The organism is Paenibacillus sp. FSL W7-1332 (assembly GCF_037969785.1).
Classification (GTDB): Bacteria; Bacillota; Bacilli; order Paenibacillales; family Paenibacillaceae; genus Paenibacillus_AQ.
The window spans coordinates 4,639,187-4,665,968 of record NZ_CP150209.1 but is presented as its reverse complement, the minus strand read 5'-3'; the positions used below and the strand labels follow the sequence as shown (position 1 = coordinate 4,665,968).

Below are 26,782 nucleotides of genomic sequence, written 5' to 3'. Positions count from 1 at the left end.
ACTAACTTTTGTATAGCTGAAACTATAGATTGTATCATACTCAATTATGCTATTGATTGTCAAGTAACTTACTAAAAATAATCAGGTTTCACGACTTAGTGTCTGGGACGGTATTCAGTCGGCGACTGCCCGGTCCAGCGGCGGAATTGCCTTGAAAAATGGCTGGCTGAGCGAAAGCCGAGTTTGTCGGCAATCGCCGTCATTGGCAGATGGGTCGTGACCAGCAGCTCTTTGGCCAGGGTGAGCTTTTGTCGGCTGATATATTGTCTTGGCGATATTCCGTAAACTTGGCGAAACAACTTGCTGCATTGGCTGCGGCTTAAATTCAGCTCTTTGGATACGGCTGTGACAGAGATCTCTTCTGTAAGCCCTGATGACAGCTTCTCTTCAATGGCATGCGCCGCATCGGCTGCAAGCAAGGAAGACGGCTTATGGGAGCCTGATACTGCCTGTGTCGACGAAGACAGATGGACCTCATCCTGCACCTTCAGGAGGGAGAGCACATCGTGGATGATGAGCAATGTATAGGATTGGAGCAGCAGTCTGTCTTCAAAAGTGAGATTGTATTCAGCCCTCGGGTTCTCCGGTTGAAGCGAATGGGCTGCCGGCTGACTGCGTCGAACGATTCCCTCCAGCTCTTGAACGTATGCCTTCAGATTGCTGTGCGCACTTTCCTGCTGGCGAATGTGACGGTAAGGGGCAGCCGATAATGAGCTTCGAATTTCCTGATCATCGAGATCAAAATGAACATTAAAGTATCCATATGGCCCATTGGCCAGATTCGTGGTTTGATGGGGGACTCCGGATTTGATCAGAAGCCATTCTCCTTGCCGCAGCGTAAAAGACTCCCGATGAATTTCCTGGAGAACCTCGCCTTCCAGACAGTACAGCAGCTCAAACAGGTGATGATGATGCCTCGGATAACTCCAGCCGGGCTGCTGGGAATCAAAATGGCATCCCGTTACTTGAAGCGTGTGAATCATATTGGGAAAGCGAAAAGCGATATGCATAATGGCCATGCTCCTTTAGCTTCGAAAATTCCAGTGATTATGCCATATATTGTATCATAATAGGTTCTTCTCGATTCTGAATATTCGGCACAAAAGGTATAAAGAATGCTCCATTTGGAGATTGAGCAGCACGAGCTTTTGATAGATGATGACAATAGCAAGCAAAATGATACGAGCAGGGAGGAAACAGAAAATGAAAGCTCAATTGAAAGCGGTTAATCAACAGTTCGTGCTCGGCGATGAGCCGATCCAGATTTTGTCGGGTGCCGTACATTATTTTCGGATCGTGCCGGAGTATTGGGAAGACAGACTAATGAAGCTGCAAAGCTGTGGATTAAACACCGTGGAAACCTATATTCCCTGGAATTTGCATGAACCCAAGGAAGGACAATTTACGTTTGAAGGCATCGCCGACTTGGAGAGATTCGTCCAAATCGCCGGTGACCTCGGGCTGCATGTGATCCTTCGGCCAAGCCCTTACATATGCGCAGAATGGGAATTTGGCGGGCTGCCGTCCTGGCTGCTGCAGTATCCGGATATCCAACTGCGATGCATGGATCCGTTGTATCTGGAGAAGGTTGACCATTATTATGATGAACTGATTCCGCGGCTGGTTCCGTTATTAACCTCCAATGGAGGCCCGGTGATTGCAATGCAAATCGAGAACGAGTACGGGAGCTACGGAAATGATACGGCATATCTGGAATACTTGAAGGATGGCTTGATCAAGCGGGGCGTAGATGTATTGCTGTTCACTTCGGATGGTCCCACCGACGGAATGCTGCAAGGGGGAACCGTTCCAGGCGTGCTTGCCACCGTCAACTTTGGTTCGAGAACGGAAGAGGCTTTTGCCAAACTGCGGGAATATCGAGCGGAAGACCCTCTCATGTGCATGGAATACTGGAACGGATGGTTTGATCATTGGCTGAAACCGCATCATACCCGGGACGCGGAAGATGCTGCCGCCGTATTCAAAGAGATGCTGGACTTGAATGCATCCGTGAATTTCTACATGTTTCATGGGGGAACAAATTTCGGATTTTATAACGGGGCGAATTTTCACGAGAAGTATGAGCCGACGATCACCAGCTATGATTATGATGCCCCACTCTCGGAGTGCGGGGATGTAACAGCTAAGTACGAGGCTATTCGCAGCATGATTGCGAAGCATCAGGGAAAAGAGCTCTCTGATTTTCCAAGTTTGCCTCAGCCCGTCAAGAAAAAAAGCTATGGCACGGTTCGCATGACGCATTATGCCGACTTGCTGGAGCATCTGCCGACGCTATCCGAGGCGGTGAAACGCACAACACCTGTACCGATGGAACTGCTGGGTCAAAGCTATGGCTTCATCGTTTATGCAACGGAAATTACCGGACCTCGCCAGGGAGAATCGTTGCATCTGCAAGAGGTGCATGACCGGGCACAGGTATTCCTGGACGGTAAGTATCAGGGGACGGTTGAACGCTGGAATACCCAAGCCCTCCAGCTCGATGTTCCGGCAGCCGGCGCCAAGCTGGAGATCGTTGTCGAGAATATGGGGCGTATCAATTACGGCCCGAAGCTGAAGGACTATAAAGGAATCACTGAGGGAGTCCGGATGAACAACCAGTTCCTGTATGACTGGAGCATCTATCCTGTGCCGCTTGAGAATCCGAATGCGGCATCGTTTCAACCGCTTACGGGTCCGTTTGAACAGCAGGACCGCCCTACCTTTTATCGAGGTGAATTCTCGGTGGATGACATTGGAGATACGTTTATCCGCTTGGACGGATGGGGAAAAGGGGTTGTATGGGTCAATGGCTTCAACCTGGGGCGTTACTGGGAACAAGGACCGCAAGCAGCGCTTTACCTGCCTGGACCCCTGCTGAAGCAGGGCCGCAATGAAATTTTGGTGTTTGAGCTGCACCATACCGAAACAGCAAGCATCGAACTTGTTGATCAACCCGACTTGGGTTAATTAGGGTGTGGGTAGGCAAACGATCATCATCAATAAAAGGGAGCCCTCTTGTACTTATAAGAGGGCTCCCTTAGTGTTCAAGGAATCATAGGATTAGACCAATTGCTTACGGACTTTTAAATAACGGTACAGAAGGATGCCAAAGAGCGAGCATAGGATGGCACACAATCCGATGAAGCCATAGCCCGCCTGAAGCCCGCGCAGCAGCCCGAGCTCTGTTCCGCTGCCGTACATTTGCTTGAAGCCGTTTGTGATCGCCCCGATCGCGTAATTGCCGATAACGCTGCCGATTCCCATCATGGTGACGATGAACGTAATCGCGGTGTCGCTCTCTTTCGGATATCTTTTGGCAATGAGCGCCATGACCGTCGGATAAATCGGAGCAATTCCAATGCCTGCTGCCGCGAACAGGAACGCATAGGATTCTCCGCCAAAGATTGCAATAAACGTGCATACTCCGGTCAACGCGGACAGGATGATGATGGACAGCGTGAAGCCGATCCGGTCCGTTATCGGGCCGAGCAGCAGGCGTGCTGCCGAGAAGCAGAGGAAGAAGGCGGACAGCATCCCGGCAGCAGCCGTAGGTTCCCATTTGTACGATTTTTCAAGAAAGTTTACGAGCCAACCGCCAACTGCCATCTCCGATACGACACCGAAGGATAGAATCATGACGACCAGCCACAGTGCAGGATCTTTAACTAACAACTTAAGCGGGGTTCGTTCCGTTTCGGATAGATCGTCCCCGGGAAACTTGCTCATGAGTGCCGGGATCATTGGCAGCACGGATAACATCAGCATGGCCAGATACATGCCCCGCCAGTCCAGCGTGTAGTTAAACACGGTTACGGTCATAAGTCCGGATGCAATCATCGGTGCCACGGTTGAGCTGATTCCGTAGAAGAAATGGGACAGGTTCATCATCGTGCCTGTGTTTCGCACAAAGATCCGGGCAGCTAATATGGCAAGACCGATCTCCAGCATACCGTTTCCAATGTACATAAAGAAATAGGATGCGGTAAACATCGGGTAGTTGTGCGACAGGAAGATCAACACACCAGAGATAGCCATCGAACCGAAGGCGGCCATACTGACCCACTTGATCCCGATCTTCCGCGTTAACAACGCAGTGAATGAGCAGGCAATCAAGTACCCGAGCGCGTTCAGGGATAGCAAGGTGCCGATCTGCATTTCATCCAGGTGGAAATCGAATTGAATCCTTGGAATGGCGGGTCCCTTAATGTTTTCCGATATTCCAAATATGATAAAGCCCAGAAAGATGGTTGCCAGATGAAGGGTGTAGTCTTTGCTGAATTTAGGTTTTGCTTTCGTTTGAAGGTCTGTATTCACGGTTATTCCCCAATCGTCATCGTTGAATTTTACATTGCACTTGTATCGGATATCATCATATCCAGAGCAAGCCGCTGCAGGCCGGCTATATAGTCATGCTCCCACTCGCGAAGCAGCATTTCGGGCAGATGGCGCTCCGGTACGTAGGCGGAAGCCCGGTCTTTAATGGAGAGCAGGGTGGAGGGCAGGAGGTTATGCTCACACCACAGAATGGCATCCGGATTGAGAATCGCGGTGAAGGCGGCGCTTAATCGGCTTAACGCATCGATTTGCTCCTCATCCGGCTCGATGAGACTGCTCATGACGGCACTTTTACGCTCCAATACATCTTGAAAATTGTTGTCTTTGCTCATCGGTACATAACCGATCTCACCCGTAAAGAACGACTTGCCCCGAACGACGTTTCCATTGATCAGCAGCCCCGCCCCCGGTCCATTGTGTCCGAAATACACGTATACAAGAGAAGCCTCCTCCGTACGGCTCAGATTCTGATAGCCAAGCACGGCCGCATTCATGTCATTCTCCACGATGACAGGAATGGAGAACAGGTTCTCCAGGTAAGATTTGAGGTCGTAATCCTGGAATGTCCCGTACAACGGCACGTGAAAAACGACGCCATCACGAACCGCAGCCGGCATGCCGACCGCAATCGAGCGGATTTTCGGATAACTGTGGATCCAGCTTCTTAGCTGGGAAGCCAGCGCTTCCGGTCCAAGCTGGAGTATGCCGTCTTCAGTTTGTCGTTCGACCAGATCGCCGTTCCAGTTAAAAATGGTGTATACGCTCCGCTCCTTCTCATAATAAACGGCGAGACCCAGCATATAGTCCGGGTTAAAAGCGTAGCGGTTTGCACGTCTCCCGCCGCTGGACTCATCCAGTCCGAGCAGGGTAACTTCGCCCTCCTGCGCCATCTGTTCCAGCACTTTGCTCACCGTTGGAAAGCTGATGCCGAGCCTGTCACTCAGCTCCGCTTTGGTTCCGCTACCGAGCTCCAGCAGGGAAGCGCGGAGCGCGCGCCGTACGGCGTATTTCATGGATTGCGGTGTGGGTAAAGGTTCTTTGCGCGTATCCATCACCACCCCCCTTTCTTTTTAAACAGGTTTAATAAGTATCTGGAGAAGATTATTGCACATCTGAAATAAGGGTGCAAGAACAATTTTGCAGGTTAAGACGGTTGACAACAGCGAGGCTCCATGAGAAAATGTACGCGCGTACATAAATTGCAGGAGGCTTGATGAATATCGCTAGTCGTAAAGAGGTAGCACAGCTTGCCGGCGTTTCGGAAGCGACGGTATCCCGTGTACTGAACGGGGTCGGACCTATCAAGGAAGAGACCAAGCAGCGGGTGCTGGAAGCGGCGGATCGGCTTGGGTATACCCCAAGTGCGCTTGCCCGAAGTTTTGCCCGCCGAAGAAGCGGTAACCTGGGCGTTGTCATGCCCTACCTGCCGAAAGCCCGCATCTTCTCCGCTTATTATTTTTCCGAAATATTAAGCGGTATTGGCAGTAAGGCGCTGGAAAGCCAGTATGACCTATTGATGCTGTTCCGTGAGCCCGGCGGTTCAATGGATTACTTGAATCTGTTCCGCACCCAGAAGGTAGACGCTTGCATTATTCTTGGTGCCCGGGATGATGAAGGCGAACGTGCGGCCATCAAACAGCTGAGCGAAGCGGATCACCCTTATTGCCTGATTAATCAATACTTTGACGGCGAGGCCTTTCACGTTATGGATGCCGATCATGTGGATGGCAGCTATCAAGCCGTTCATCACTTGACGCAGCAGGGATTTCGGAACATTGCTTTTCTTAATGGGCCGCCTCAGTATTCCAACAGTCGCGATCGGTTGAAGGGGTACAGCCGGGCACTGAATGAAGCGGGAATCGTACTGGATGAAACTTTGCTGTTCGAAGGTAACTTCAGCCGTAAAAGCGGTTATGCTGCTGCCGAGAAAGTCGCCGGGAAGCTGGACCGGATTGAAGCCGTATTTGCAGCCAATGACCGCATGGCGATTGGACTTCAGCAGGGGCTGCGTGCGCTAGGCATTTCAGAGGAGCGAATGCCTGCTTTTGTCGGGTATGACGATTCGGAAGCCGCCGAGCTGTGCACGCCGCCGCTTACCAGCGTGAGGGTTCCGTTCTATGAACTGGGATGCCTTGCAGCGGATCATGTGCTTCGTATGCTGGACGCCTCCGATCTGCCAGAAGGCAGCGAAACGAACGCAGTGCTCCATCGCCAGCTGCCAACTCGCCTGGTAATCCGTGCATCTTCGCTTCATCGAAATGAATAACTCTTATTTAAGGAGGAATGAAGGATGAAACAATTACGTGTAGGCATGATTGGTTATAAATTTATGGGGAAAGCCCACAGCAATGCTTACCGGAGCCTGCCGATGTTTTTCCCGGAGGCGTTGAAGCCTGAAATGGTGGCGATCTGCGGCCGCAATGTGTCGGCCGTGCAAGCAGCTGCGGATCAATTGGGCTGGAGTGAAAGCGTTACCGATTGGAAGGAGCTTGTCAATCGGGAAGATATCGATCTGATCGATATCAACGCGCCAAGCGATGCCCATAAGGAGATTGCCATTGCCGCGGCGAAGGCGGGGAAGCATATATTTTGCGAGAAGCCGCTTGCCTTGACCTTGGCGGATGCCAGAGAGATGCTGCAGGCGGCGGAAGAAGCGGGAGTTACCCATATGGTTGGGTTTAATTATAGATTTTCGCCAGCTGTAAGACTGGCCAAGAAGCTGGTTGAGAGTGGAAGATTGGGTCAGATTTATCATTTCCGCGCTTGGTTTTTGCAGGATTGGATCATGGACCCGCAATTCCCGCTGGTATGGAGATTGCAGAAGGAAGTGGCCGGATCCGGATCGCATGGGGATCTTGGTGCCCACCTGATCGATCTCGCGCATTATCTGGTCGGTGATATGCAGGAAGTGATCGGAATGAGCGAGACCTTTATCAAGGAGCGTCCCATTGCCAGCGAGATGACCGGGTTAAGTGCAAAAGGAAGCACAGGCGGTCCCATGGGGAAAGTGACGGTAGATGACGCCACGTTGTTCATGACCCGCTTCGAGAACGGGGCGCTGGGCAGCTTTGAGGCAACGCGCTTTGCCGCAGGGCACCGCAGCACCAATTCCTTTGAGATCAACGGCAGCTTGGGCAGCGTCAAATTCGATTTTGAACGAATGAATGAGCTGGAGGTTTACTTTACGTCCGACGATGAGGATGTTCAGGGCTTCCGCCGCGTACTGGCAACCGATCCCGTTCACGATTATATGGAGGCATGGTGGCCGCCGGGACATACGATTGGTTTCGAGCACACCTTTACGCATGAAATCCTGGAGCTATCGACCGCTATTTCCGAGGGAAGGCAGCCTGTGCCGAATTTCGAGGATGGCGTGAAATGTCAGGCTGTGCTGGAAGCCGTGGATAAATCCATTGAAGAACGCCGCTGGGTCCGGTTGTCGGAAATGTAATCAAGTCACTTCGGCCAATCCTGGCCGGACACATAAAAAAAGGAGTGCTACGCATGAAAAAGGCTTTGATCGTATGGGGCGGCTGGGACGGACATGAACCTGAGCAGGTTGCCGGCATTTTCGCGGAATTGCTTCGGGCTGAGCAATATGAGGTTGAGGTGTCCGACACGCTGGATGCTTTTAATGATGCAGAGAAACTTCAGGCCCTGGATCTGATCGTGCCGGTATGGACGATGGGAGAAATATCGAAGGAGCAGGTGAGCAACGTATCGCTTGCCGTGCAGAAGGGAACCGGCTTGGCGGGCTGTCACGGCGGGATGTGCGATTCGTTTCGCAACAATGTGGATTGGCAGTTCATGACCGGAGGTCAATGGGTTGCGCATCCGGGCAACGATGGCGTGAAGTACCAGGTAGAGATTAAATCGAGCTCCAGCCCGCTGGTGGAAGGGATGCAGGATTTTACGGTGGTCTCCGAGCAGTATTATCTGCATGTCGATCCGGCCGTTGAAGTGCTGGCAACCACTCGCTTTCCGGTTGTGGCCGGACCGCATCTGCTGAACCAAGCGGTTGATATGCCGGTAGTATGGACGAAGCGCTGGGGATATGGACGGGTCTATTACAATTCCCTCGGCCATCATGCCGATATCGTCGATATGCCGCAGGTGAAGGAAATGATGCGCAGGGGACTGCTCTGGGCTGCTGAAGGAAAAGCATTATATTCGGGTTCGGACATGAGTGTGTTTACGGAAGGTCAAGGCTACACAGGCATGGGAGACAGCCAATAAGGCAGAAGGAGACTTGGATCATGAAGAAAGTAAAGGTTGGCATCATTGGCTGCGGAAAAATCAGCGGCATCTATATGGAAAACTGTCATAAGTTCGATATCCTGGAGCTGACGGCGTGTGCGGATATCGATCGTGCCCGTGCCGAGGAACAGGCTGCCAAGTATCAAATTCCGAATGTATACACTACCGAGGAGCTGCTTGCAGATCCGGAGATTGAGCTGGTCATTAATCTGACGATACCTGCATTACACGCGCAAATTATGCTGGATGCGCTGCAAGCCGGCAAGCACGTGTATGTGGAAAAGCCCCTTGGCGTAACCCGTGAAGAGGGTAAGGCGGTGCTGGATATGGCTGCGTCCAAAGGTCTGCTCGTTGGATGTGCTCCTGAGACATTTCTTGGAGCAGGAATCCAAACGGCACTGAAGCTGATTGAAGACGGGCGCATCGGCAAGCCGATAGCAGCGACCGCATTTATGATGAGCCGCGGTCATGAGCATTGGCATCCCGATCCGGAATTTTATTATGCCGCCGGCGGAGGTCCGATGTTCGATATGGGGCCTTACTACCTGACGGCGCTGGTTCAGCTGCTGGGACCGATCCGCCGTATTAGCGGCATGACCGGGACGGCCCTTGCGGAGCGGACGATTACCAGTGAGAAAAAACAGGGTCAAAAAATTCAAGTGGACATTCCTACTCATGTGGCTGGACTTATGGAGTTTCATAACGGTGCGATTGGCACGCTGATTACGAGTTTTGATGTATTTGGAGGCAGCACGCTGCCTAATATTGAAATCTACGGCACCAAGGGCACGATGCTCGTCCCGGATCCCAACGGCTTTGGCGGCTCCGTACAATATCGATTGACCGGAGAAACCGAGTGGACGGAAGAGCCGCTGCTTCCCGGGTATAACGAGAATACAAGAGGGATCGGCCCGGCGGATATGGCCTACGCCATCCGCAGCGGAAGAGCTCATCGTGCGAGCGGCGAGCTTGCCTATCATGTGCTTGAAGCCATGTGGGGCTTCCATGATGCTTCCGATGAAGGCAAGCGCTATGAGATGGTCAGCACCTGTGACATCCCGGCCCCGCTCCCGCTTGATTTGCAGAAATACACCCTTGATCAATAATAGGATGATTTAAGAAAGCGGCTTAACCCGAAAGGTCCAAGCGGACCACGGAGTAAGCCGCTTTATGCTGTGCACGTGTATACGTTCCCCTGTAAACAAACGATTTTGATTATATGGGCCAAGCCTAAGCTCACGCTCAATCTTTTACGACAAGACCGAATATTTTGGTTAACGGGATGGCTTGATGCGGCGATATGATGCATCCTTGAAGATCTTCCAGGGTCACGCCGATGTTATGAAAGTCCGTTCGGCTTAAGTCGATTCCCGCAAGCTTCGTGCCGGAGAACTGCGACTGGTCGATCTGGCAATCCACAAATTCCACCTTACTTAATTCGGAATGATAAAAATCCGATTTTACGAGCGAGGTGGATTGGAAGGACACTTGCTTCATGTTAGCAAAACGGAACGTAGCGTAGTCGCCCGTACAATGATCGAATACGACATTTCGGATGGTGGCTGCCGTCAAGTCGAGCCCCAGAATTTTGCAATGATTGAATTGTACGCGGTACATAATGGCCTCACTGAGGTCGACGTTGGACAAATCGCAGTGGTTAAACACAAGATCCGTTAGTTCGGCATGGTGGAGCGTGACGTGCTGGAACGTAACATTATGGAATATCATTTGATCGAATTGAACCTTGTCGGCTGAAATATAAGACAGGGTCTCGTCCAGACAAGTGGATTGAATAAATGAGGATTCATCGTCAACGCCAGTATCGGATAGAATCATAGGCTCAAGCTGCTTAGGGAGCTTGGGTTTCACGATTTTGACTGGGGATGATGGACCGGCTGTATTGTTGTTAGAATTGCTCTTGCTATTGGATGACATGAATTCTCCTCCAAATATAGAAATAAGTATAGAGATGATCCTATAGATCTATCGACGTTCTTTCTCCGATGACAGACCGCGTATAGCGGGAGTTTTGAAATGACCCGGTTTCGTTGTATAGAAGTATATCATGTCCTTATCCGATTGTCCGGTCTCTGGAATTGATGGCGGCGTCTAAGGTGCCGCCAAGCCGATTCGGAGACCATGCCAGCAGACTGACACGGCCATTGCCCGTCAGGTCGGCAATGAAAGGTGTCATGCGTTCTCCGGCAACCCAGGGCCCAAACCGTTCTTCCTGCCGCCCGAAGGCGGTCCCCGAGCCATATAGAACGAACCAGTTCCCTGCGGTATGTTCAACAAGAATCAAATCTTCCAGCCCATCGCCATCCACGTCGCCAAGCATCATGGATATGAAAGAACCCATTGGACTCTTGGCGGAATACCAATCTCCCGCATCCACGAGCTGTTTCCCGGTGCTTAACCAGACCTGGCATGTGCCTGAGTCGGAATTCCACACAACCAGGTCATCCAGCCCATCGCCATTCACATCTCCTATGGAGGGTATCATGCCTTCACCCCGTACGGAAACCTCATGCTGAATTAGGGGAGAATAAAAATCACGCCCGGAGCTAAAAGCAATGGCGGCTTTCCCTGTGACAGGGTCCCATAAAAATAAATCATGTCTGCCGTCTCCGTCAAAATCTCCCGTAAGAGCTTTCCAGTCCACGGCTCCAGATTCACAGAGCCAATGACCCGAAGGTACTAAACGGCTGCCTGAGCCCAAGGCAACCTCACATATCCCAAGCTCCGCATTCCATACAGCCGCATCGATGCTGCCATCCCCATCGTAATCGCCAGCCATCGCAGTCCCACCCGGGTATAGTGGCCAATCTGCCAACATGGGGCGTATATATCGTATGCCATTATGGATTTTCATGGGGAACCCGACCTCAAGAGCAGCGTCGTACCATTGGTTGTTGGTCTCGTCCCGGACGATCCATCGATCCGGCAGCGCTTGTCTCTTGGCGTGCAGAAACTTAGGGTGTTTCATGGTCATCCTGTCCAGCAATCGGGTTTCCCTGAAATCCGGGATAAAGGGCATGCTCGAGGTTATGGACACAAACGATTTAAGCTCCCTCTTGAAGGCTTGAATGATTCTTCTGAGCGGTGAATGCTCGTCATAATGCACATTGCCGTCAGCAAGGAAGCGGATATAGGGAAATTCGAGATAGGGGTGGTAAAAGAATGAAGCCAGTTCCCGTGCTCCTGTGAAATCCTGCAATGTCCGTTCTATCCGAGTGACTTCTTCCTCGATCTTATCACCTGCCACATAATAAAGCGGAGTGGGAACGTAGATCGTCCCGTTCGTTAACGGATCGTCCGGGATGTGCTGTAGTGCTGCTGTCCTTGCAACCGGGCTGAAAGGCGGTGATTCATAGAGGATGCCGTTACAGATCTCGATAATGTGTCGCTGGACAGATGAAGCGGTATAATGAGGAGTTTCATACCAAACCGCCGAAAGACCAGCTCTTTGAAACATCTTATGAGCCTGCTGTACCCGCTGATAAGCATAAGATTGCTGCAGCTGACGGAGCGAATGGACCGTTTCGGGCGGATCATCTGGAGGACAGTCGGCGCTGCATTCGGAATAAGCAAATTCAAATCCGTCGCCGCTTACCGATCCCCCGTACTGATGCGTATATCCATGAATACCAATCGAGGCGCCAAGGTCTACCATCGTTTGTAGCAGCCGGACAAATCGAACGGAAGCTCCATCATGCTGATCATCTATCGACCGATCCACATGCTGTGCCGGATCTACATATCGCGGAATGACGGCCAGATGAAAGGGAATCTGCAGCTGATGCAGCAACTGTGCGATTACCAGCAGCTTCGCCTGTTGTTCTTCCGTCTCATACCAGCCGCCCGGACCGATATCTTCAAGCCGTATCAATGCCTTACCCAATCAAGATGGCTCCTTCCAATGCCAGTTGTTTTCGAGATCGCGATATCCCGATATATTTATGCCGGGAATGGGCATTTCGTCATCGGGGATGAAGCGTTCACGAAGAAAAAAGAGGATCGCGGAGCGTGTCCGCGAATACATAGGGATTAAGATATGGGCAGGAGGAAGAGGAAGTTCATGCAGATTAGGCACGCAAATGAACAGGATGCAGCAGGCATTGCTAACGTCCATGTGAACAGCTGGAAAACGACGTATAAGGGGATCGTGGATGATCGCTTTTTAGAAAAATTGTCTGCTGCGGATCGGATTGAAGGCTGGCGCCGTAAGCTTGCCAATATGCCGGAGGACGAACAACTTCTGGTCATTGCCGATGAAGATGGCAAGGTATACGGGTTCATGTCTTACGGCACGGAGCGAGAGCAGAAGATTTCTGATGAAGGAGAACTCTACGCGATCTATCTCCTGAAAGAGATTCAAGGGATGGGCTGGGGACGGGAGCTTTTTGCGAGGCTGAAGGAGTTTCTGCAAAAGAAAGGGTATCGTTCTTTACTGGTCTGGGTGCTGGAAGGTAATTCGGCTGAGCATTTTTATAAACATATGGGCGGCCAGGAACGGAGACGAAAAGAAATTGTAATCGGCGGAAAAACGCATACGGAAGTGGCTCTGCTATGGAGTTCCATTGACCGGATTGGATCCTTCTCCTGAAAAATGCCCCGCTTGAGTTTACATTAGAGAGGGAATCTACTATGATGATGATATACCCCGGCGGGTAATTGTTCTGCCGACCTGAGGAGGTTTGCATTTGAGCATAATTCCGATAGGACCTTTTATGATGAGGGCCGACATCGTGATTTTTCTGATCTGTGCGGCAGCCGGATTTGCTGCGCTTCGAATTCGTTTGCGTCAGACGCCGCAGCGGGAATGGATCCTGGACACTTATTTATCTGTACTTATCATCGGTTTTATTTCATGGAAATTCGGGATGCTGGTGTTCGATCCGATCCGCACCGTTCAGCATCCCACCTCGCTTATTTACATGACCGGCGGAACGAAGGGGATATGGCTTGGGGCCGTTCTAGCCCTGGTCTACGCAGCTCTGCGCTGGAACAAAAAAAGGGAGAATTCAGGTCTGCTGCTGAAGTCCGCACTGTTGTCGGCATTTGCAGGCGGATGGGCCGGGTATGTATTTCAGTGGTTGTGGGCGGACGGGGCCGGTGTAAACTCTTCATTATTCTATATGCTAATATTCGGCATACTGCTGACGATGAGCTGGCTTCACTTCCATTCTCCGCTGTCCCGCTTTCTTACCCTGGGATTAGGCAGAAATGGAGCGGTGCTGCTCATCATGGGGGCTCTCTTCGTGTGGGTAATCTATGACTTTGCTTTGACCGCGGGCAGCGAGCGAGAAGCGAACGTATCTCCGAATGTGGAAAGCAATTCGGATACCATTGCTGAAGGGTTAAAGCCCGGACTTCGCGCACCGGATTTTTCGCTGATGAATCGGGAAGGGCAGGAGGTCAAACTGTCCGATTATCGGGGGAAAACCGTTCTTCTGAACTTCTGGGCCTCCTGGTGCCCGCCATGCAAGGTAGAAATGCCCTATATGCAGGATTTTTACGACAAATATCAGGATGAGAATGTAATCATTCTGGCTGTCAATATGACGCATTTGGAAAATAGCATGAGTGAGGTGCAATCTTTCGTCGAGAAAAATGGCTTAACCTTCCCTGTCCTATACGACCAGAGCGGAGCAAGCACGAGACAATATGAGGTGGTGGCCTATCCGACCACCTACGTCATTAAGCCGGATGGTGTGATATCAGAGCGGTTTCAAGGCGCAATCGACGAGGATTTAATGGTTAGGGCCTACCGAAAGGCTAGTGATTAAGTCAGGTTCAATTGCGGATTTTTGGTGACGTGGACATCTATCTCTGCCGCCTTCTCCCCAGGGGGAATATAATACACAAACGCTGGGGAGGGGGAGATAGAGTGCAGCCAATACCAATTTCGGCAGAAGGATGCAGAGGTTACGTCGGCAAAACCGTTTGCGCTGTCATGCGTGATGGAACGGAAGTCGTGGGGACCATACGCGGTGTACATGATCGAGGCCTTGAACTCGAATTTGCGAACCCATCCGCATATATATTGTCCACAAAAGGCAAGAAGGGCAAAAAATCTTCGAAGTCTACTAAAGGCGGTGCGCACACGTCCGCATTCGGACCTTACGGTTACGGCGGATACGGCTGGGGAGCCAATGTGCTAGCTTGGGAAGCCATAGCGCTGTTGTTTCTCATTCCGTTTTTGTTTATCTAAGCGGTCACAGGCTTTAGATTACGGGCGCAGTGTTTTTATAGAAGAGACAGGCGGGGAATTCCCCGGTACTGTCTCTTTTTTTTAGATATCAGAAAGTATAAACTTCGAAGCATGGGCCTTCCTGATATCGCAAGAAAAACATCCTATAAGCGCGGTCTGTCTTCTGAGAAAGTTCGTCGATAGACGTTTTTCTTATGCTAGCCTCATACATTACGAGTGGAGTGGGCATTGTGGATGGGTTCAACGGATGTATTCGATTGACTGAGCAGCCATATAACCGGCGTGAATGAGACAAGAAAACAGCTGCCCGCCAGAATCGGAAGCAAGGACCATTCGGCGATGGAGTATCCAAGAAACGTCTGCCATCCGATGGCGATTAATCCGAGCAAATACGCCAAGCCGCTAATATGGATCAGTATCGGTTTAACCGCAGGATTGACGGATTTTCTGATGGACAGCCACGCCATAAAAGGGATCGCTTGCAGAGCATGGAACCCTAGTCCGTGCAGCCAGATGATATTGCCGTCGATCCCGGTATAGCGTCCCGCGTTGATGGAGATCCATATGCCGGCTGCAAAAGATAGCAGCACCGCAATCATGGCATAACGAATGCCGAGTCCGAGTTCCGGATGGGCTTGCATTACACGCTTGCGGAAGTACTGGGCGCCAAGGATCAGGTAGAATATGATAAGCAGAATCGCAACAGCAGGAAAAATAACCGAGATGACATGATCAAAGGTCGAGCCGTTCTGGACGAATCGCGGATCGACACCGCGGAAGTTTTGAACGGTTTCGGCGAAGTAGGAGAACAGAACGAGCGGAATATAACACCAGCGGTAGATCGATTTGCTTCGAGGCCTCATACCGGAAACCGGTAAAATGATGGCGGTTGATATGATGAATATCCCCAGGGCCGCGTTGAAGGAAAATGCTTTGGAGATATCTCCATCAGGCGAGACAGGTCCTCCATTCAGCAATACCCATATCCCGCATATTCCGGCTAACAAAAACCCGAGCAGCCCCGTCAGCAAGAGCCAAGTCTCCTGCTTATACAGCTTGATCGCCCGGTTCGTCGCTTCACGTGCAAGTTGATTCATATGAAATGACACCCTCTCCGTAATGATGAATTGTTTATAATTTACAGGAGAATGGGGGTGACTTTAACGGGCTGGGGATGTAAGGGGACCCTGTACGCCGGAATGATTTCAAGGCTGGACTAAAGCCGGGGATGAAGCGAGTGTTAATCAGGACGGAAGAGAAACGGAGCCAGTTCTTTTTTACTAGATTAGGCATTAAGAAATGAACCTCTCGCTTGATTGCTCCTTTCCTGTATACCTACTAAAATTGAAAAATGTGGTTATTCACGTGATCGACCGGTTAATAGGTTTATGGAATTGAAATTTGCATTTAGACTGCCTGAAGAGCAGAGGCAAAAAAGACAGAAGGGGCGTCCGTATTTATGTCCAATCGAATTTTAGTTACACCCGAGCAGTTGGAGCAGGTATCCACGCAATTTGCGCAGTCAGGGCAACTTAGCAGCGATATGGTGGAGCGGCTCCAGCGAAGCATTCATGAAATGGAAGGCCAGTGGCAGGGGATGACCCGTGAGCGGTTTTTCGGGGATTACCAGCAAGCCAGGGCAACCATGATCAAATTCGTAGAGTGCTTACAATCGATATCCACCGAACTGAAGCAAATTTCCGTCAAATTCCGTTCCACGGATGAGATGGTGAACGGTGCTTCCGCTGGTGGAGCAGTTGCCGCTGGAGGAGCAGTTGCCGGTGCAGGTATTCTGTCTGGAGCAGCCTCCGGAGCCGGAATTCCTACGGCAGCTGCAGCAGGCTCTGCAACTATGGCTTCCGGTGTTTCTGCTAAATCTTCAAGTAACCCGCTGGATGCAGCACTTAAAGGTGTAAATGTGGAAGGCAGCGTAATCAAGCATGAAGAGAATGGGTTATTTGCCAAAGCCATTACAGGCAGCGCAGGTGCCAGCCTTACTGAAGGAGCGCATGCCAGCGGCGCAGTTGTAGAAGCAGGCTATGCTAATGATCATGTCGAAGGTTCGGTTAGCCTGGTTAAGGCCGAGGTTGAGGCGGCCGTTAAGGATGGCACGCTCAGTGTCGGGGCTGAAGCTACATTAAACAAGTATGAAGGCGGCGTGAATATTCCGCTTCCATGGACGGATAAGGAGCTGCATATTGGAGGTTCCGCTTCACTCGGCGTACTCGGCGCATCCGCTGAGGTGGGGAAAAGCGGTTTAAAGTTCCACGTGCCGTTAGGACCTGGAGCAAGCCTTGTCGGGCTCGGAGGAGCGATTACGGTAAAATAGAAGGGGGAGCACCGCCGATGAGCGATAAACAAAAACGGTTCAAATACATAATGGTGATCATTGCTGTTGTCGGTGTACTGGGTACCGTGATTCCCAATCTGCTTGACACAAGTTACGCAGCTGCGGAAAAAGCAGTCATTTGCCTATCCTTTCTCATTGGAGTACCGCTCGTTGTGTCGATTGTATATTGGATCAGTAAAAAAATATTGAAGGGTTGATCAACATGGAACAGCATGAGCAAACGGAACAGAAACTGCTGCCAATCGGATCCGTAGTCAAGTTCAAGGAATGGGACCAGACGCTGATGATCTATGGTCGGATGCAGAACGACTCCAAGACGTTTAAGCGTTGGGATTACGTGGCCTGCTTCTACCCTCACGGGAATCTGACCGCGGATTCCAATATCTTTTTCAACCATAAAGACATTTCGGAAATTGTATTTATGGGTTACGTCAATGAGGACGAAATTGCGTTTCGTGATGCATTGATCGAAGGAATTGCGAAGGCGGATCAAATGGCAGCCGCAGGCTCGGACAAATCATAGTTTCATCATATAGCAGCACAGCAGCATAGCAGCATAGCAGCTCTGTTCAGAGGCAACTCTGGCAGGGCTGCTTTTTTGTTTGCAACAGATTCACAGTGCGTAATCCTAAATAAACATATTTAAATCTGTGTTTATTTTTGAAAATATACTATTCAAAGATAAACGGGCGTGATATTATGAGAAACAAATGAAAGCAAATTCATATGGTCAATCGGAGGGGAAACTTCATGGTTCAAAGCTTATGGGAACAGTCAAAGGCGCAGCAGGCACAAAATACATTGGATGAGCTGGTCTACCGTTCAAATTTAATCGGGTCCGACCGGCGTGTGTGCAACTGGGGCGGCGGCAATACATCCAGCAAAACAACGATTCAGGATTTTCGCGGCAAGGACATAGAGGTTATGTACGTAAAAGGCAGCGGATCGGATCTGGCTACCATGAAAGCGGGCAATTTCACAGGCTTGCGGATGGAGGACATCCGGCCATTGTTCGAAAGGGATTCGATGTCGGATGAAGAGATGGTGGCTTACCTGGGTCACTGTATGGTCGATTCGAAGCACCCGCGCGCATCCATTGAAACGCTGCTGCACGCGTTCTTGCCGTTTCGGCATGTGGACCATACACATCCGGATGCCATTATCAGCTTATGCTGCGCCCATAACGGCAAAGAATTAGCCCGGGAGATCTTTGGCGACCGATTTGTGTGGGTACCATACGTTCGCCCTGGATTTATGCTGTCTAAGATGATTGCCGAAGGGGTGTTGGCTAATCCGAAAGCCGAGCTTGTGCTTATGGAGAAGCACGGGCTTGTCACTTGGGGCGATACATCGGAAGCCTGTTACGCACAAACGATTCGAATCATTAGTGAAGCGGAAGCCTACATCGAAGCGCGAGTGAATAACGACAAGCTGTTCGGTGGCCGGAAGTTCGCGCCACTGGCCTCGGAAGTGCGCCGCAGCATTGCCGCCGAAGTGATGCCCGCGGTCCGCGGTGCCGTCAGCGATGTGAAGAAGATGATCCTGTCCTTCGACGATCAAGAGGATGTGCTGGACTTTGTCGGCGGTATCGATTCGCCGAAGCTTTCCCAAGTAGGCGCAGCTTGCCCCGATCATCTGGTTCATACCAAGGTAGTTCCTCTCTTCATCGACTGGACACCTGATGCTGAAGATGTCGAAGGCCTTAAGGCAAAGCTGATCGAAGGCATTGCAGCATACAAAGAGCAGTATCAAGCTTATTTTGAACGCAACCATCATGAAGGCGACATCATGTTCGAGGCGGCTCCGCGCGTCATTCTTATTCCGGGCATCGGCATGATCAACACGGGCAAGAGCTGGGCGATGTCGCAAGTCAGCGGCGCCCTGTATCATCGGGCGATTGCGGTCATGCGCGGCGCGACGGCCTTGGGCGATTTTGTATCCCTGAGTGAAAATGAATCCTACAACGTCGAGTATTGGCCGCTGGAGCTGTATAAATTGAGCCTCGCACCGGCAGAAGCGGAGTTTTCGCGCCAGATCGCTTTTATCACCGGAGGAGCAGGCGGTATCGGAAGTGCCACGGCCCGCAGGCTGGTAGCTGAAGGCGCACATGTCGTTTTGGCGGATTTGAACCTGGAAGGCGCGCAGCAGGTAGCCGAGGAGATCAATGCAAAATACGGGGAGAATCGGGCATTTGCTGTTAAAATGGATGTAACCGACGAAGAGGCCGTGAAAGGCGCCTATCGAGAAACCTCCATCACTTATGGCGGTGTTGACATTATCGTCAACAATGCGGGCCTTGCGACATCCAGCCCGTTTGACGAGACATCGCTGAAGGAATGGAATCTGAACATGAACGTGCTGGGCACAGGTTATTTCCTGGTTGCGCGGGAAGCCTTCTCGTTGATGAAGACACAGGGCGTTGGCGGAAGCATGGTGTTTGTGGGATCGAAAAATTCGGTCTATGCCGGCAAGAACGTGACTGCATACAGCTCCGCAAAAGCACTGGAGGCTCACCTGGCTCGCTGCATTGCTGCGGAAGGCGGAGAATACGGCATTCGAGTCAATACCATTCTTCCGGATGCCATTCTGCAAGGCTCCGCGATCTGGAATTCAAACTGGAGAAACGAGCGGGCAGCAGCTTACGGGATTGAGCCGGATCAGCTTGAAGAGCACTATCGTAAACGCACGACGCTTCTTGTCAACATCTATCCGCAGGATATTGCCGAAGGCATCGCTTACTTTGCATCATCAAGATCTTCGAAGACAACGGGCTGCATGCTGACAATTGACGGCGGAGTGCCTGCTGCGTTTACTCGTTAATCGAATGAAGATATGACGCATCTACCGCAAGAAATCAAGATTTCTTATTAAGATGGGAAGCTGGGTCAGAGATGACCTAGCTATCCATATCATACGGGAGGTTATGGGATGAGGCAGGATGTTGCAAGGAACTTTGAAGAAGCGAAAAAGCTCTATGGGCAGCATGGCATCAACGTGGACGAAATTTTGACGGAACTTGAACGCATCAAAATCTCCATTCACTGCTGGCAAGGAGACGATGTCCGGGGATTCCTGTTCCGCGACCAGGAGCTGTCCGGGGGCATCTCCGTGACCGGGGAATATCCAGGCGCTGCAGGAACGCCGGAACAGCTGCGGGCCGATCTGGAAAAAGCGATGTCGCTCATTCCGGGATCCCACAAAGTGAACCTCCACGCGATCTACGCGGATACCTATGAGACCGTTGATCTGGATCAGCTGGAGCCGAGGCACTTCCAATCTTGGGTGGATTGGGCCAAAGAGCAAGGAATCGGACTCGATTTTAATCCGACCTGCTTCTCCCATGACAAATCGAAGGATGGGTTTACGCTGAGTCATCCCGATCCGGCAATCCGTCAATTCTGGATTGAGCATTGCAAGGCATCACGAAGAATCGGGGCTTACTTCGGCGAACAGCTGGGTCAAACCTGCGTGACGAATATCTGGGTTCCGGACGGTTATAAGGATATGCCGGTAGACCGAATGGCGCCGAGGCAGCGGCTGAAGGAAGCGCTGGATGAGATTTTTGCTGAAGATATTAATCCGCAATGGAACCTCGATGCCGTCGAGAGTAAACTGTTCGGACTGGGCTCAGAGGCTTACGTTGTGGGTTCGCACGAGTTCTACATGGGATACGGCATACAGAACAACAAGCTGATCTGCCTGGATGCGGGTCACTTCCATCCAACCGAGAGCATTGCCGGCAAACTGTCATCGCTTGCCCTTTTCGCCGATGGACTTCTCCTTCATGTCAGCCGGCCGATGCGCTGGGACAGCGACCATGTCGTCATCATGGATGATGAACTGACCGAGATTGGACGCGAGCTGGTGCGCAATAACCTGCTGGATGTTACCCATATTGGACTGGACTTCTTTGATGCCAGCATTAACCGCATCGCCGCGTGGGTTATCGGTACCCGAAATACAATAAAGGCGCTGCTGCGTGCCAAGCTGGAACCTGTCGATCGGCTGAAGCAGGCCGAACTTGAAGGCGATTACACGACCCGCCTGGCGTTAACGGAAGAGTTTAAATCCTATCCGTTTGGAGCGGTGTGGGATTATTACTGCGAACGTATGGGCGTACCTGTAAGAGAAGAGTGGCTGTCCGAAGTGAAACAGTATGAACGGGATGTATTGCTGAAACGTACGCAAGCATGAGAAGAGACGGGGTATCACTCGGGCTCGTGCCTGAATCGTTGATTATGATCTGACAAGGAGGCTGGGGAGCGTTGAGCGTTCTTGCATTTGATTTGGGCGCAAGCAGTGGCAGGGCCATGCTGGGCCAATGGAACGGCCGAACCATCGACGTAACGGAAATTCACCGGTTCCCGAACGATCCGGTTCGAATCGGCGACCGTTTCCAATGGGATATATTGCGGATCTACCACGAGATGAAACAGGGCTTGCTCCGATTGAAGGGACAGCATAGCCTGCCGACGAGCATCGGTATTGATTCCTGGGCGGTGGATTTCGGACTTCTGGATCGGAGCGGGGAGCTGCTCATGAATCCGTATCATTATCGGGACACGCACACGGATGGCGTGATGGAACAGGTCTTCCGGGATGTGCCGCCTGCCGAGATATTTGATCGGACGGGGATTCAGTTCCTCTCATTCAACACGATCTATCAGCTGGCTTCCTTGCAGCGTCAGAAGCCCTACTTGCTTCAAGAAGCCGAGCGTTTTCTTATGATTCCCGATTTGCTGCGCTACTTCTTGACCGGCGAGATGGCGAATGAATTTACGAACGCTACTACAACGCAGCTGTATAACCCGCTTTCGGCAAGCTGGGATGATCATCTCTTGAAATCATTGGATATTCCTCATAAGTTATTTTATCCTGTGGCTCAACCCGGTACGCATGTTGGGGCTTTGAGATCATCCGTCACGGAGGAGCTGGGGATCCCGCCGATTCCGCTCTATACGGTTGCAGAGCATGATACGGCTTCCGCCGTGGTCGCGGTTCCGGCTATAGAGCGTTCGTTTGCTTATTTGAGCTGCGGTACCTGGTCGCTGATGGGAACTGAAGTCGATCAGCCTGTCATTCATGAACGGGCCAGAGAGCTGAACTTCACGAATGAGGGAGGAGCCTACGGCACGTACCGACTGCTCAAGAATATTATGGGACTTTGGATTCTGCAGGAATGTCAGCGGACCTGGGGACGAGAAGGGTTAACGTACTCCTATCCCGAATTGGTTAAGATGGCGGATGCGGCGCCGGCATTTGCTTGTTTTATTGATCCCGATGATCCCGTATTCCTCCCAGCCGGAGACATGCCGAAGCGTGTAGTGGAATATGCGGCGCGCACAAACCAGAGCGTTCCGCAGGATGCAGGCGCTCTTGTACGCTGCATTATGGAGAGCCTGGCCATGCAGTACCGTTATGTGCTGGAGTTGACCGAGGAATTGTCGGGGCAAAAATTTCAGGGCTTGCATATGGTGGGCGGTGGCATTCATAATGAAACATTATGCCAGTGGACTGCGAATGCGATAGGGAAACCCGTATGGGCTGGACCTGCGGAGGGCAGTGCCATCGGCAATATGGCCGTGCAGTGGATCGCGCAAGGCGAGCTGTCCGATATATGGGAAGCACGCGCAGTCATTAGAGAGTCCTTCCCGGTCAAGACCTACGAGCCGAAGGAAACTTCCTTATGGGAGGAGGCTTACGGGGTGTTCGTTCAGCGGACCGGGAAGAGATAGAATATACGAACAGTAAGGATGGGCGGTATGATGCTGGTTGCAGAACGATATGAGAAAATAGTACAGTTGGTCAACGAAAGAGGGAGCATCCGAGTCTCCGAGCTGAGTCAGCTCTGCGGTGTAACGGAAGAAACGATTCGCCGCGATCTTGACAGGCTGGAGCAAGCAGGGCGCCTGCGCCGTTCCCATGGCGGGGCGGTTAGCGTGAAGGATCAACCGGAAATTCAGCGGTCGCAGCCGGAAATACCGTATGCTGAGCGGGAAATCATGCATGCGCTGGAGAAGCAGCGGATCGCGGAGGAAGCGGTCAAGCGAATCCATCCGAATGATCGCATCCTGCTGGATGCAAGCTCTACGGCTTGGTACATGGCAAAAATCATACCGGATATTCCGATTACCGTGCTGACGAATTCGATTAAGGTGGCTGCGGAGCTGAGCACCAAGGAGAGGGTTCAGGTGATCTCCACAGGCGGCATTCTGGCTCATCGTTCCCTGTCCTTTGTAGGTCCGCTTGCGGAACGCTCGCTGGATGCTTACTACGTGGATAAAGCCTTTCTATCCTGCAAGGGTGTGCATATCGAGCGGGGCCTTAGCGAATCCAATGAGCTTCAGGCGCGAATCAAGCATAAAATGATCGGAATGACAGATGAGACCATTCTGCTCGCCGATGCCAGCAAATTCGGCACGCAGGCTTTTGCGCAGGTTGCCGATCTATCCCAAGTGAATCTGATCATTACCGATCGGAGATTGACGGAAGAGGAAGCGGCACCTTATCGAGCATTGGGCATCAAGATCGAATCTGTATAGAGCAAGTTTCTATAACATATCAACATGGAATCCCCCCGTTCGGGGGGTTCTTGCTAGAGGCCGATTCTTCGGTCCATATCCTGATGATTAGCGGGGTGAAGATGTTGAAGATTTCATTATTTGTCACTTGTCTCAGCGATGCCTTGTTCCCGCGGGTAGCTGAATCGATGGCAAGATTGCTGGCAAGGTACGGCGTGCAGCTGGAATTTCCGGAAATCCAGACCTGCTGCGGCCAACCGGCCTACAATAGTGGTTATTGGGATGATGCTCGCATCAGTGCCAAGACGATTCTGGACGCTTTTGACGATAGCGACTTTGTTGTGTCTCCTTCCGGCTCCTGCACGTATATGATTCATCATTATCCGGATTTGTTCAAGGACGATCCCTTATACTTGGATAAAGCGAAAGCGCTTCAATCCAAATGCTATGAGTTTACGCAATTCCTCGTTGACGTGCTGGGCGTGTCCGATGTTGGCGCCGTCTATCCGCACAAGGTAACCTATCATCCATCCTGCCACGGAAGCCGCCTTCTCGGGGTGAAGGAGCAGCCAATGAAACTGCTTAGCCAAGTCAAGGGACTGGAACTGGTTCCCTTGCCATTCGCCGAGGATTGCTGCGGGTTCGGCGGAACGTTTGCCGTAAAAATGGCGGACATTTCGGGGGCGATGGTCACAGAGAAAAGCGATCATGTGCTGGAGACCGAGGCGTCCGTGCTTGTCGGTCTCGATATGGCCTGCCTTATGAATATTGCCGGTAATCTACGACACCGGGGCGAGAAGGTTCAGGTCAAGCATTTGGCCGAACTGTTGTATGAGGGGGTGAGCGTACATGAGCACAGCTGAATCGAAAACGCAAACGGTTAAGGAACGTGCAGGTTACGCTCTCAATAATGATTTTCTGCGCAATGCGGTGAAGTTTACGACAGAGCGGCTGCGGCTCGGCAAAAAGCTTGCGTCGGAGGAGCATGGCAACTGGGATGCGTGGAGGGAACGGGGACGCCAAATCCGGCTCCATACTATCGCTCACCTGGATTATTACTTGAATGAATTTGCTGAGCAGGCCAGGGCGAACGGAGCCCATGTCCATTTTGCGGAGACGGCGGAAGAGGCGGTCGCGATCTCTCTGCAAATCGCAGAGCATAAGTCGGCCAAGTCCGTCGTGAAATCAAAATCAATGGTGTCCGAGGAGCTGCATCTGAACAAGGCGCTCGACTCGATCGGAGTGGAGGCCGTCGAAACGGATCTCGGGGAGTATATTATTCAGCTGGCGGATGAAACGCCTTCTCATATCATCATTCCGGCCATTCATAAGAACCGTTACCAAATTGCGGAGCTGTTGTCCGCAGAGGCAGGCGAAACACTGCCGCCCGATACGGCGATTATGGCAGGTTTTGTCCGCATGAAGCTGCGAGAGAAATTCCTTGAAGCGGACATTGGCATGACGGGGTGTAATTTTGCGATCGCCGAGACGGGCTCGATGGTTTTGTTCGAGAATGAAGGCAATGCCCGCATGGTGACGACGGTGCCAAAGACACAGATTACCCTGATGGGCATGGAGCGGATTATTCCATCATGGGCGGATCTCGAAGTCATGGCTACCTTGCTGCCGCGTTCAGCGACCGGTCAGAAGCTGACAGTATACATGTCCGGTATCAGTGGTCCGAAGAGAGAACTGGATGCCGATGGACCGGACGAGATGCATATTATCATCATTGATAACGGCCGTTCTCTTCAGCTCGGGGACCCCGAATTCCAGGAGCTGCTTAACTGTATACGCTGCGGCGCCTGCCTGAATGCTTGTCCCGTATATCGCCATATTGGCGGGCACGCTTATGGGGGCACGTATAGCGGCCCAATCGGTGCCGTATTAACGCCTGCCTTGAACAAGAACGTCGCGGAATGGGACGATATTGCGAATGCATCCAGCCTGTGCGGCGCCTGTTATGAAGCATGTCCCGTGAAGATTCCGCTGCATGATATGCTGGTATCCCTGCGCCGCCGGAAGATTGAAGCCGGGCGCGGCGACAAGCTGGAAGCGATGGGAATGAAGGGCTTCTCGGCGATTATGGGGAATGCCAAGCGTTATCGCAGCGTGGTATCCCTCGGAAAGTGGGGCCAGAAATTGGTGGTTCGAGGCGGGGAGATTCGAACGCGGATCGGACCTTTGAAGGGGTGGAATTCATACAGGGTAACCCCAAGTCTCCCCAAGCAATCCTTCCGTGACCGATGGCCGGAGATGGAGCAGGATATTCGCGGAACCTCCGGGAGAATGGACCCTGAAATCGCCAACCGATTGAAGGAGCGGCTTCAGCAGCAGAAGTTCGGAAAGGGGGAGAAGGCCCATGACTAACGAAAACGATCGCAGCTGGCTGGACCGTCTTGAAGAACAGTCTCGCAAGAAGCAGGAGCAGTTCATGGATGGAATTGCCGCGAAGCTGGGCAGAAACCGGGTTCGCACCGCTCCGGAGCATCCTTTCCGCGGTGCCCCCGATTTCTGGAATGAGTTTGAGTGGCCGCTTGAGGAGAGGATTACGCAGTTTACCGCCAACTTTGAAGCGGCAGGAGGCCATGTGGTAAGGCTGAGCCACCGCGAAGAGGTCAGCCGGTTTATTAGGGACAAAGCGATGGAGATGAGTGCGGCTACGATTCTTCGTCAGCAGGAAGACGCGCTGGACCGTCTGGGGCTGGAAGAGAGCTTGCCGGAGGCGCTTGTTCTCTCCTGGAATGAGGCAGCGGACACGAACTGGAGGGCAGTCGCTGCCAGAGCTGATTTTGGTGTCGTCATGGCGGATTATGCTGCGGCTTACACCGGTTCGATTACGGTGAAATCAGCCCCGCATAAAGGACGTTCGGTCAGCCTGCTGCCGACCGTGTTGATAGCCATCATTCCAATAGAGCGAATGGTTACCCGACTAGGCGAGATTCTGGTTCAGTTTGATCAGGCCGGACGCGAGCAGCTGCCAGCGGGAATCCATTTCATCTCGGGCCCGAGCCGTTCCGCCGATATCGAGAACGATCTTACGATTGGCGTTCACGGGCCAGGCATCGTGTACGCCCTGCTGGTCGATTCCTATGAGAATTAACG

Annotated in this window: 24 protein-coding genes; 18 read left to right on the top strand and 6 right to left on the bottom strand. The window is 51.8% G+C overall.

The annotated features are described in order from the left end of the window. Window positions 1–95: 95 nt before the first annotated feature. Window positions 96–1,010, bottom strand: coding sequence for an AraC family transcriptional regulator (locus MKX98_RS20860; protein WP_339218166.1), 915 nt, complete (start codon window positions 1,008–1,010; stop codon window positions 96–98). 193 nt (window positions 1,011–1,203) lie between these two features. Here MKX98_RS20860 and MKX98_RS20855 point away from each other — a divergent pair, with 193 nt between their 5' ends. Beyond that, window positions 1,204–2,967, top strand: coding sequence for a beta-galactosidase family protein (locus tag MKX98_RS20855; protein WP_339218164.1), 1,764 nt, complete (start codon window positions 1,204–1,206; stop codon window positions 2,965–2,967). A 93-nt stretch (window positions 2,968–3,060) separates the two neighbouring features. Here the strand turns inward: MKX98_RS20855 and MKX98_RS20850 are convergent, their stop codons facing one another. Together MKX98_RS20850 and MKX98_RS20845 are read right to left on the bottom strand one after the other, a co-directional pair. Next, on the bottom strand, window positions 3,061–4,314 hold the full coding sequence (locus MKX98_RS20850; RefSeq protein ID WP_339218162.1) for an MFS transporter: 1,254 nt from the start codon (window positions 4,312–4,314) through the stop codon (window positions 3,061–3,063). 29 nt (window positions 4,315–4,343) lie between these two features. After that, window positions 4,344–5,387, bottom strand: a complete 1,044-nt coding sequence (locus MKX98_RS20845) for an ROK family protein (protein WP_339218160.1) — start codon at window positions 5,385–5,387, stop codon at window positions 4,344–4,346. Between the two features lie 161 nt (window positions 5,388–5,548). Between MKX98_RS20845 and MKX98_RS20840 the strand changes: the two genes are divergently transcribed. Genes MKX98_RS20840 through MKX98_RS20825 form a run of 4 tightly spaced genes read left to right on the top strand, consistent with a single transcriptional unit; the run spans window position 5,549 to window position 9,698 of the window. Beyond that, window positions 5,549–6,601, top strand: coding sequence for a LacI family DNA-binding transcriptional regulator (locus tag MKX98_RS20840; RefSeq protein ID WP_194543423.1), 1,053 nt, complete (start codon window positions 5,549–5,551; stop codon window positions 6,599–6,601). A gap of 24 nt (window positions 6,602–6,625) precedes the next feature. Further along, window positions 6,626–7,786 carry a Gfo/Idh/MocA family oxidoreductase gene (locus MKX98_RS20835; RefSeq protein ID WP_071220291.1) on the top strand — a complete coding sequence of 387 codons (1,161 nt, stop codon included), beginning with the start codon at window positions 6,626–6,628 and terminating at the stop codon, window positions 7,784–7,786. Window positions 7,787–7,839: 53 nt separating this feature from the next. Then, window positions 7,840–8,571, top strand: a complete 732-nt coding sequence (locus MKX98_RS20830; protein WP_194543422.1) for a ThuA domain-containing protein — start codon at window positions 7,840–7,842, stop codon at window positions 8,569–8,571. 20 nt (window positions 8,572–8,591) lie between these two features. Then, window positions 8,592–9,698: a Gfo/Idh/MocA family oxidoreductase gene (locus MKX98_RS20825; RefSeq protein ID WP_339218157.1), complete on the top strand. Its 1,107-nt coding sequence runs from the start codon at window positions 8,592–8,594 to the stop codon at window positions 9,696–9,698. Window positions 9,699–9,834: 136 nt separating this feature from the next. Here the strand turns inward: MKX98_RS20825 and MKX98_RS20820 are convergent, their stop codons facing one another. Next, window positions 9,835–10,527, bottom strand: coding sequence for a pentapeptide repeat-containing protein (locus MKX98_RS20820; RefSeq protein WP_339218156.1), 693 nt, complete (start codon window positions 10,525–10,527; stop codon window positions 9,835–9,837). Between the two features lie 136 nt (window positions 10,528–10,663). Beyond that, window positions 10,664–12,493 carry a DUF2334 domain-containing protein gene (locus tag MKX98_RS20815; RefSeq protein ID WP_339218154.1) on the bottom strand — a complete coding sequence of 610 codons (1,830 nt, stop codon included), beginning with the start codon at window positions 12,491–12,493 and terminating at the stop codon, window positions 10,664–10,666. A 177-nt stretch (window positions 12,494–12,670) separates the two neighbouring features. Here MKX98_RS20815 and MKX98_RS20810 point away from each other — a divergent pair, with 177 nt between their 5' ends. The 3 genes from MKX98_RS20810 (at window position 12,671) to MKX98_RS20800 (ending at window position 14,806) form a co-directional block, all read left to right on the top strand. After that, window positions 12,671–13,198 carry a GNAT family N-acetyltransferase gene (locus MKX98_RS20810; protein WP_194543418.1) on the top strand — a complete coding sequence of 176 codons (528 nt, stop codon included), beginning with the start codon at window positions 12,671–12,673 and terminating at the stop codon, window positions 13,196–13,198. Window positions 13,199–13,295: 97 nt separating this feature from the next. Then, entirely contained in the window at window positions 13,296–14,381 is a 1,086-nt protein-coding gene (locus MKX98_RS20805; RefSeq protein WP_339218152.1) for a redoxin domain-containing protein, read from the top strand. Window positions 14,382–14,482: 101 nt separating this feature from the next. After that, window positions 14,483–14,806, top strand: a complete 324-nt coding sequence (locus tag MKX98_RS20800; RefSeq protein WP_194543416.1) for a hypothetical protein — start codon at window positions 14,483–14,485, stop codon at window positions 14,804–14,806. 203 nt (window positions 14,807–15,009) lie between these two features. Here MKX98_RS20800 and MKX98_RS20795 read toward each other — a convergent pair whose 3' ends face one another. Next, a complete protein-coding gene (locus tag MKX98_RS20795; RefSeq protein ID WP_339218150.1) occupies window positions 15,010–15,903 on the bottom strand; it encodes a hypothetical protein in 894 nt (297 codons plus the stop codon). 362 nt (window positions 15,904–16,265) lie between these two features. On the opposite strand from MKX98_RS20795, the gene MKX98_RS20790 reads away from it, so the two are divergent. From MKX98_RS20790 to MKX98_RS20745, 10 genes are all read left to right on the top strand, one after another. Beyond that, entirely contained in the window at window positions 16,266–17,135 is an 870-nt protein-coding gene (locus tag MKX98_RS20790; RefSeq protein WP_220684701.1) for a WXG100 family type VII secretion target, read from the top strand. A 17-nt stretch (window positions 17,136–17,152) separates the two neighbouring features. Beyond that, complete coding sequence (locus MKX98_RS20785) at window positions 17,153–17,353, top strand: hypothetical protein (RefSeq protein ID WP_339218148.1); 201 nt, start codon at window positions 17,153–17,155, stop codon at window positions 17,351–17,353. Between the two features lie 5 nt (window positions 17,354–17,358). Next, window positions 17,359–17,679: a DUF4176 domain-containing protein gene (locus tag MKX98_RS20780; protein ID WP_339218146.1), complete on the top strand. Its 321-nt coding sequence runs from the start codon at window positions 17,359–17,361 to the stop codon at window positions 17,677–17,679. A gap of 227 nt (window positions 17,680–17,906) precedes the next feature. Beyond that, complete coding sequence (locus tag MKX98_RS20775; RefSeq protein ID WP_339218144.1) at window positions 17,907–19,976, top strand: bifunctional aldolase/short-chain dehydrogenase; 2,070 nt, start codon at window positions 17,907–17,909, stop codon at window positions 19,974–19,976. 108 nt (window positions 19,977–20,084) lie between these two features. After that, a complete protein-coding gene (gene rhaA, locus MKX98_RS20770; protein WP_339218143.1) occupies window positions 20,085–21,350 on the top strand; it encodes an L-rhamnose isomerase in 1,266 nt (421 codons plus the stop codon). A gap of 71 nt (window positions 21,351–21,421) precedes the next feature. After that, a complete protein-coding gene (locus tag MKX98_RS20765) occupies window positions 21,422–22,891 on the top strand; it encodes a rhamnulokinase family protein (protein ID WP_339218141.1) in 1,470 nt (489 codons plus the stop codon). Window positions 22,892–22,921: 30 nt separating this feature from the next. After that, window positions 22,922–23,698, top strand: a complete 777-nt coding sequence (locus tag MKX98_RS20760; protein ID WP_071220495.1) for a DeoR/GlpR family DNA-binding transcription regulator — start codon at window positions 22,922–22,924, stop codon at window positions 23,696–23,698. A gap of 104 nt (window positions 23,699–23,802) precedes the next feature. Continuing rightward, the gene (locus MKX98_RS20755; RefSeq protein ID WP_194544862.1) at window positions 23,803–24,540 is read left to right on the top strand and encodes a (Fe-S)-binding protein; all 738 of its coding nucleotides are present in this window, start codon (window positions 23,803–23,805) and stop codon (window positions 24,538–24,540) included. Then, window positions 24,527–26,047 (top strand): LutB/LldF family L-lactate oxidation iron-sulfur protein, encoded by a 1,521-nt coding sequence (locus tag MKX98_RS20750; protein WP_339218140.1) that lies wholly within the window; start codon window positions 24,527–24,529, stop codon window positions 26,045–26,047. Before MKX98_RS20755 ends, MKX98_RS20750 begins: the two co-directional genes overlap by 14 nt. Further along, complete coding sequence (locus tag MKX98_RS20745; RefSeq protein ID WP_194543408.1) at window positions 26,040–26,780, top strand: LUD domain-containing protein; 741 nt, start codon at window positions 26,040–26,042, stop codon at window positions 26,778–26,780. The genes MKX98_RS20750 and MKX98_RS20745 overlap by 8 nt, the downstream gene beginning before the upstream one ends. Window positions 26,781–26,782 lie beyond the last annotated feature (2 nt).

Excerpts from the sequence above, each read along its gene's own strand:
- MKX98_RS20860 (WP_339218166.1), bottom strand. The coding sequence starts at position 1,010 with ATGCATATCGCTTTTCGCTTTCCCAATATGATTCACACGCTTCAAGTA.
- MKX98_RS20855 (WP_339218164.1), top strand. The coding sequence starts at position 1,204 with ATGAAAGCTCAATTGAAAGCGGTTAATCAACAGTTCGTGCTCGGCGAT.
- MKX98_RS20845 (WP_339218160.1), bottom strand. The coding sequence starts at position 5,387 with ATGGATACGCGCAAAGAACCTTTACCCACACCGCAATCCATGAAATAC.
- MKX98_RS20840 (WP_194543423.1), top strand. The coding sequence starts at position 5,549 with ATGAATATCGCTAGTCGTAAAGAGGTAGCACAGCTTGCCGGCGTTTCG.
- MKX98_RS20835 (WP_071220291.1), top strand. The coding sequence starts at position 6,626 with ATGAAACAATTACGTGTAGGCATGATTGGTTATAAATTTATGGGGAAA.
- MKX98_RS20830 (WP_194543422.1), top strand. The coding sequence starts at position 7,840 with ATGAAAAAGGCTTTGATCGTATGGGGCGGCTGGGACGGACATGAACCT.
- MKX98_RS20825 (WP_339218157.1), top strand. The coding sequence starts at position 8,592 with ATGAAGAAAGTAAAGGTTGGCATCATTGGCTGCGGAAAAATCAGCGGC.
- MKX98_RS20820 (WP_339218156.1), bottom strand. The coding sequence starts at position 10,527 with ATGTCATCCAATAGCAAGAGCAATTCTAACAACAATACAGCCGGTCCA.
- MKX98_RS20810 (WP_194543418.1), top strand. The coding sequence starts at position 12,671 with ATGCAGATTAGGCACGCAAATGAACAGGATGCAGCAGGCATTGCTAAC.
- MKX98_RS20795 (WP_339218150.1), bottom strand. The coding sequence starts at position 15,903 with ATGAATCAACTTGCACGTGAAGCGACGAACCGGGCGATCAAGCTGTAT.
- MKX98_RS20790 (WP_220684701.1), top strand. The coding sequence starts at position 16,266 with ATGTCCAATCGAATTTTAGTTACACCCGAGCAGTTGGAGCAGGTATCC.
- MKX98_RS20785 (WP_339218148.1), top strand. The coding sequence starts at position 17,153 with ATGAGCGATAAACAAAAACGGTTCAAATACATAATGGTGATCATTGCT.
- MKX98_RS20780 (WP_339218146.1), top strand. The coding sequence starts at position 17,359 with ATGGAACAGCATGAGCAAACGGAACAGAAACTGCTGCCAATCGGATCC.
- MKX98_RS20775 (WP_339218144.1), top strand. The coding sequence starts at position 17,907 with ATGGTTCAAAGCTTATGGGAACAGTCAAAGGCGCAGCAGGCACAAAAT.
- rhaA (WP_339218143.1), top strand. The coding sequence starts at position 20,085 with ATGAGGCAGGATGTTGCAAGGAACTTTGAAGAAGCGAAAAAGCTCTAT.
- MKX98_RS20760 (WP_071220495.1), top strand. The coding sequence starts at position 22,922 with ATGCTGGTTGCAGAACGATATGAGAAAATAGTACAGTTGGTCAACGAA.
- MKX98_RS20750 (WP_339218140.1), top strand. The coding sequence starts at position 24,527 with ATGAGCACAGCTGAATCGAAAACGCAAACGGTTAAGGAACGTGCAGGT.
- MKX98_RS20745 (WP_194543408.1), top strand. The coding sequence starts at position 26,040 with ATGACTAACGAAAACGATCGCAGCTGGCTGGACCGTCTTGAAGAACAG.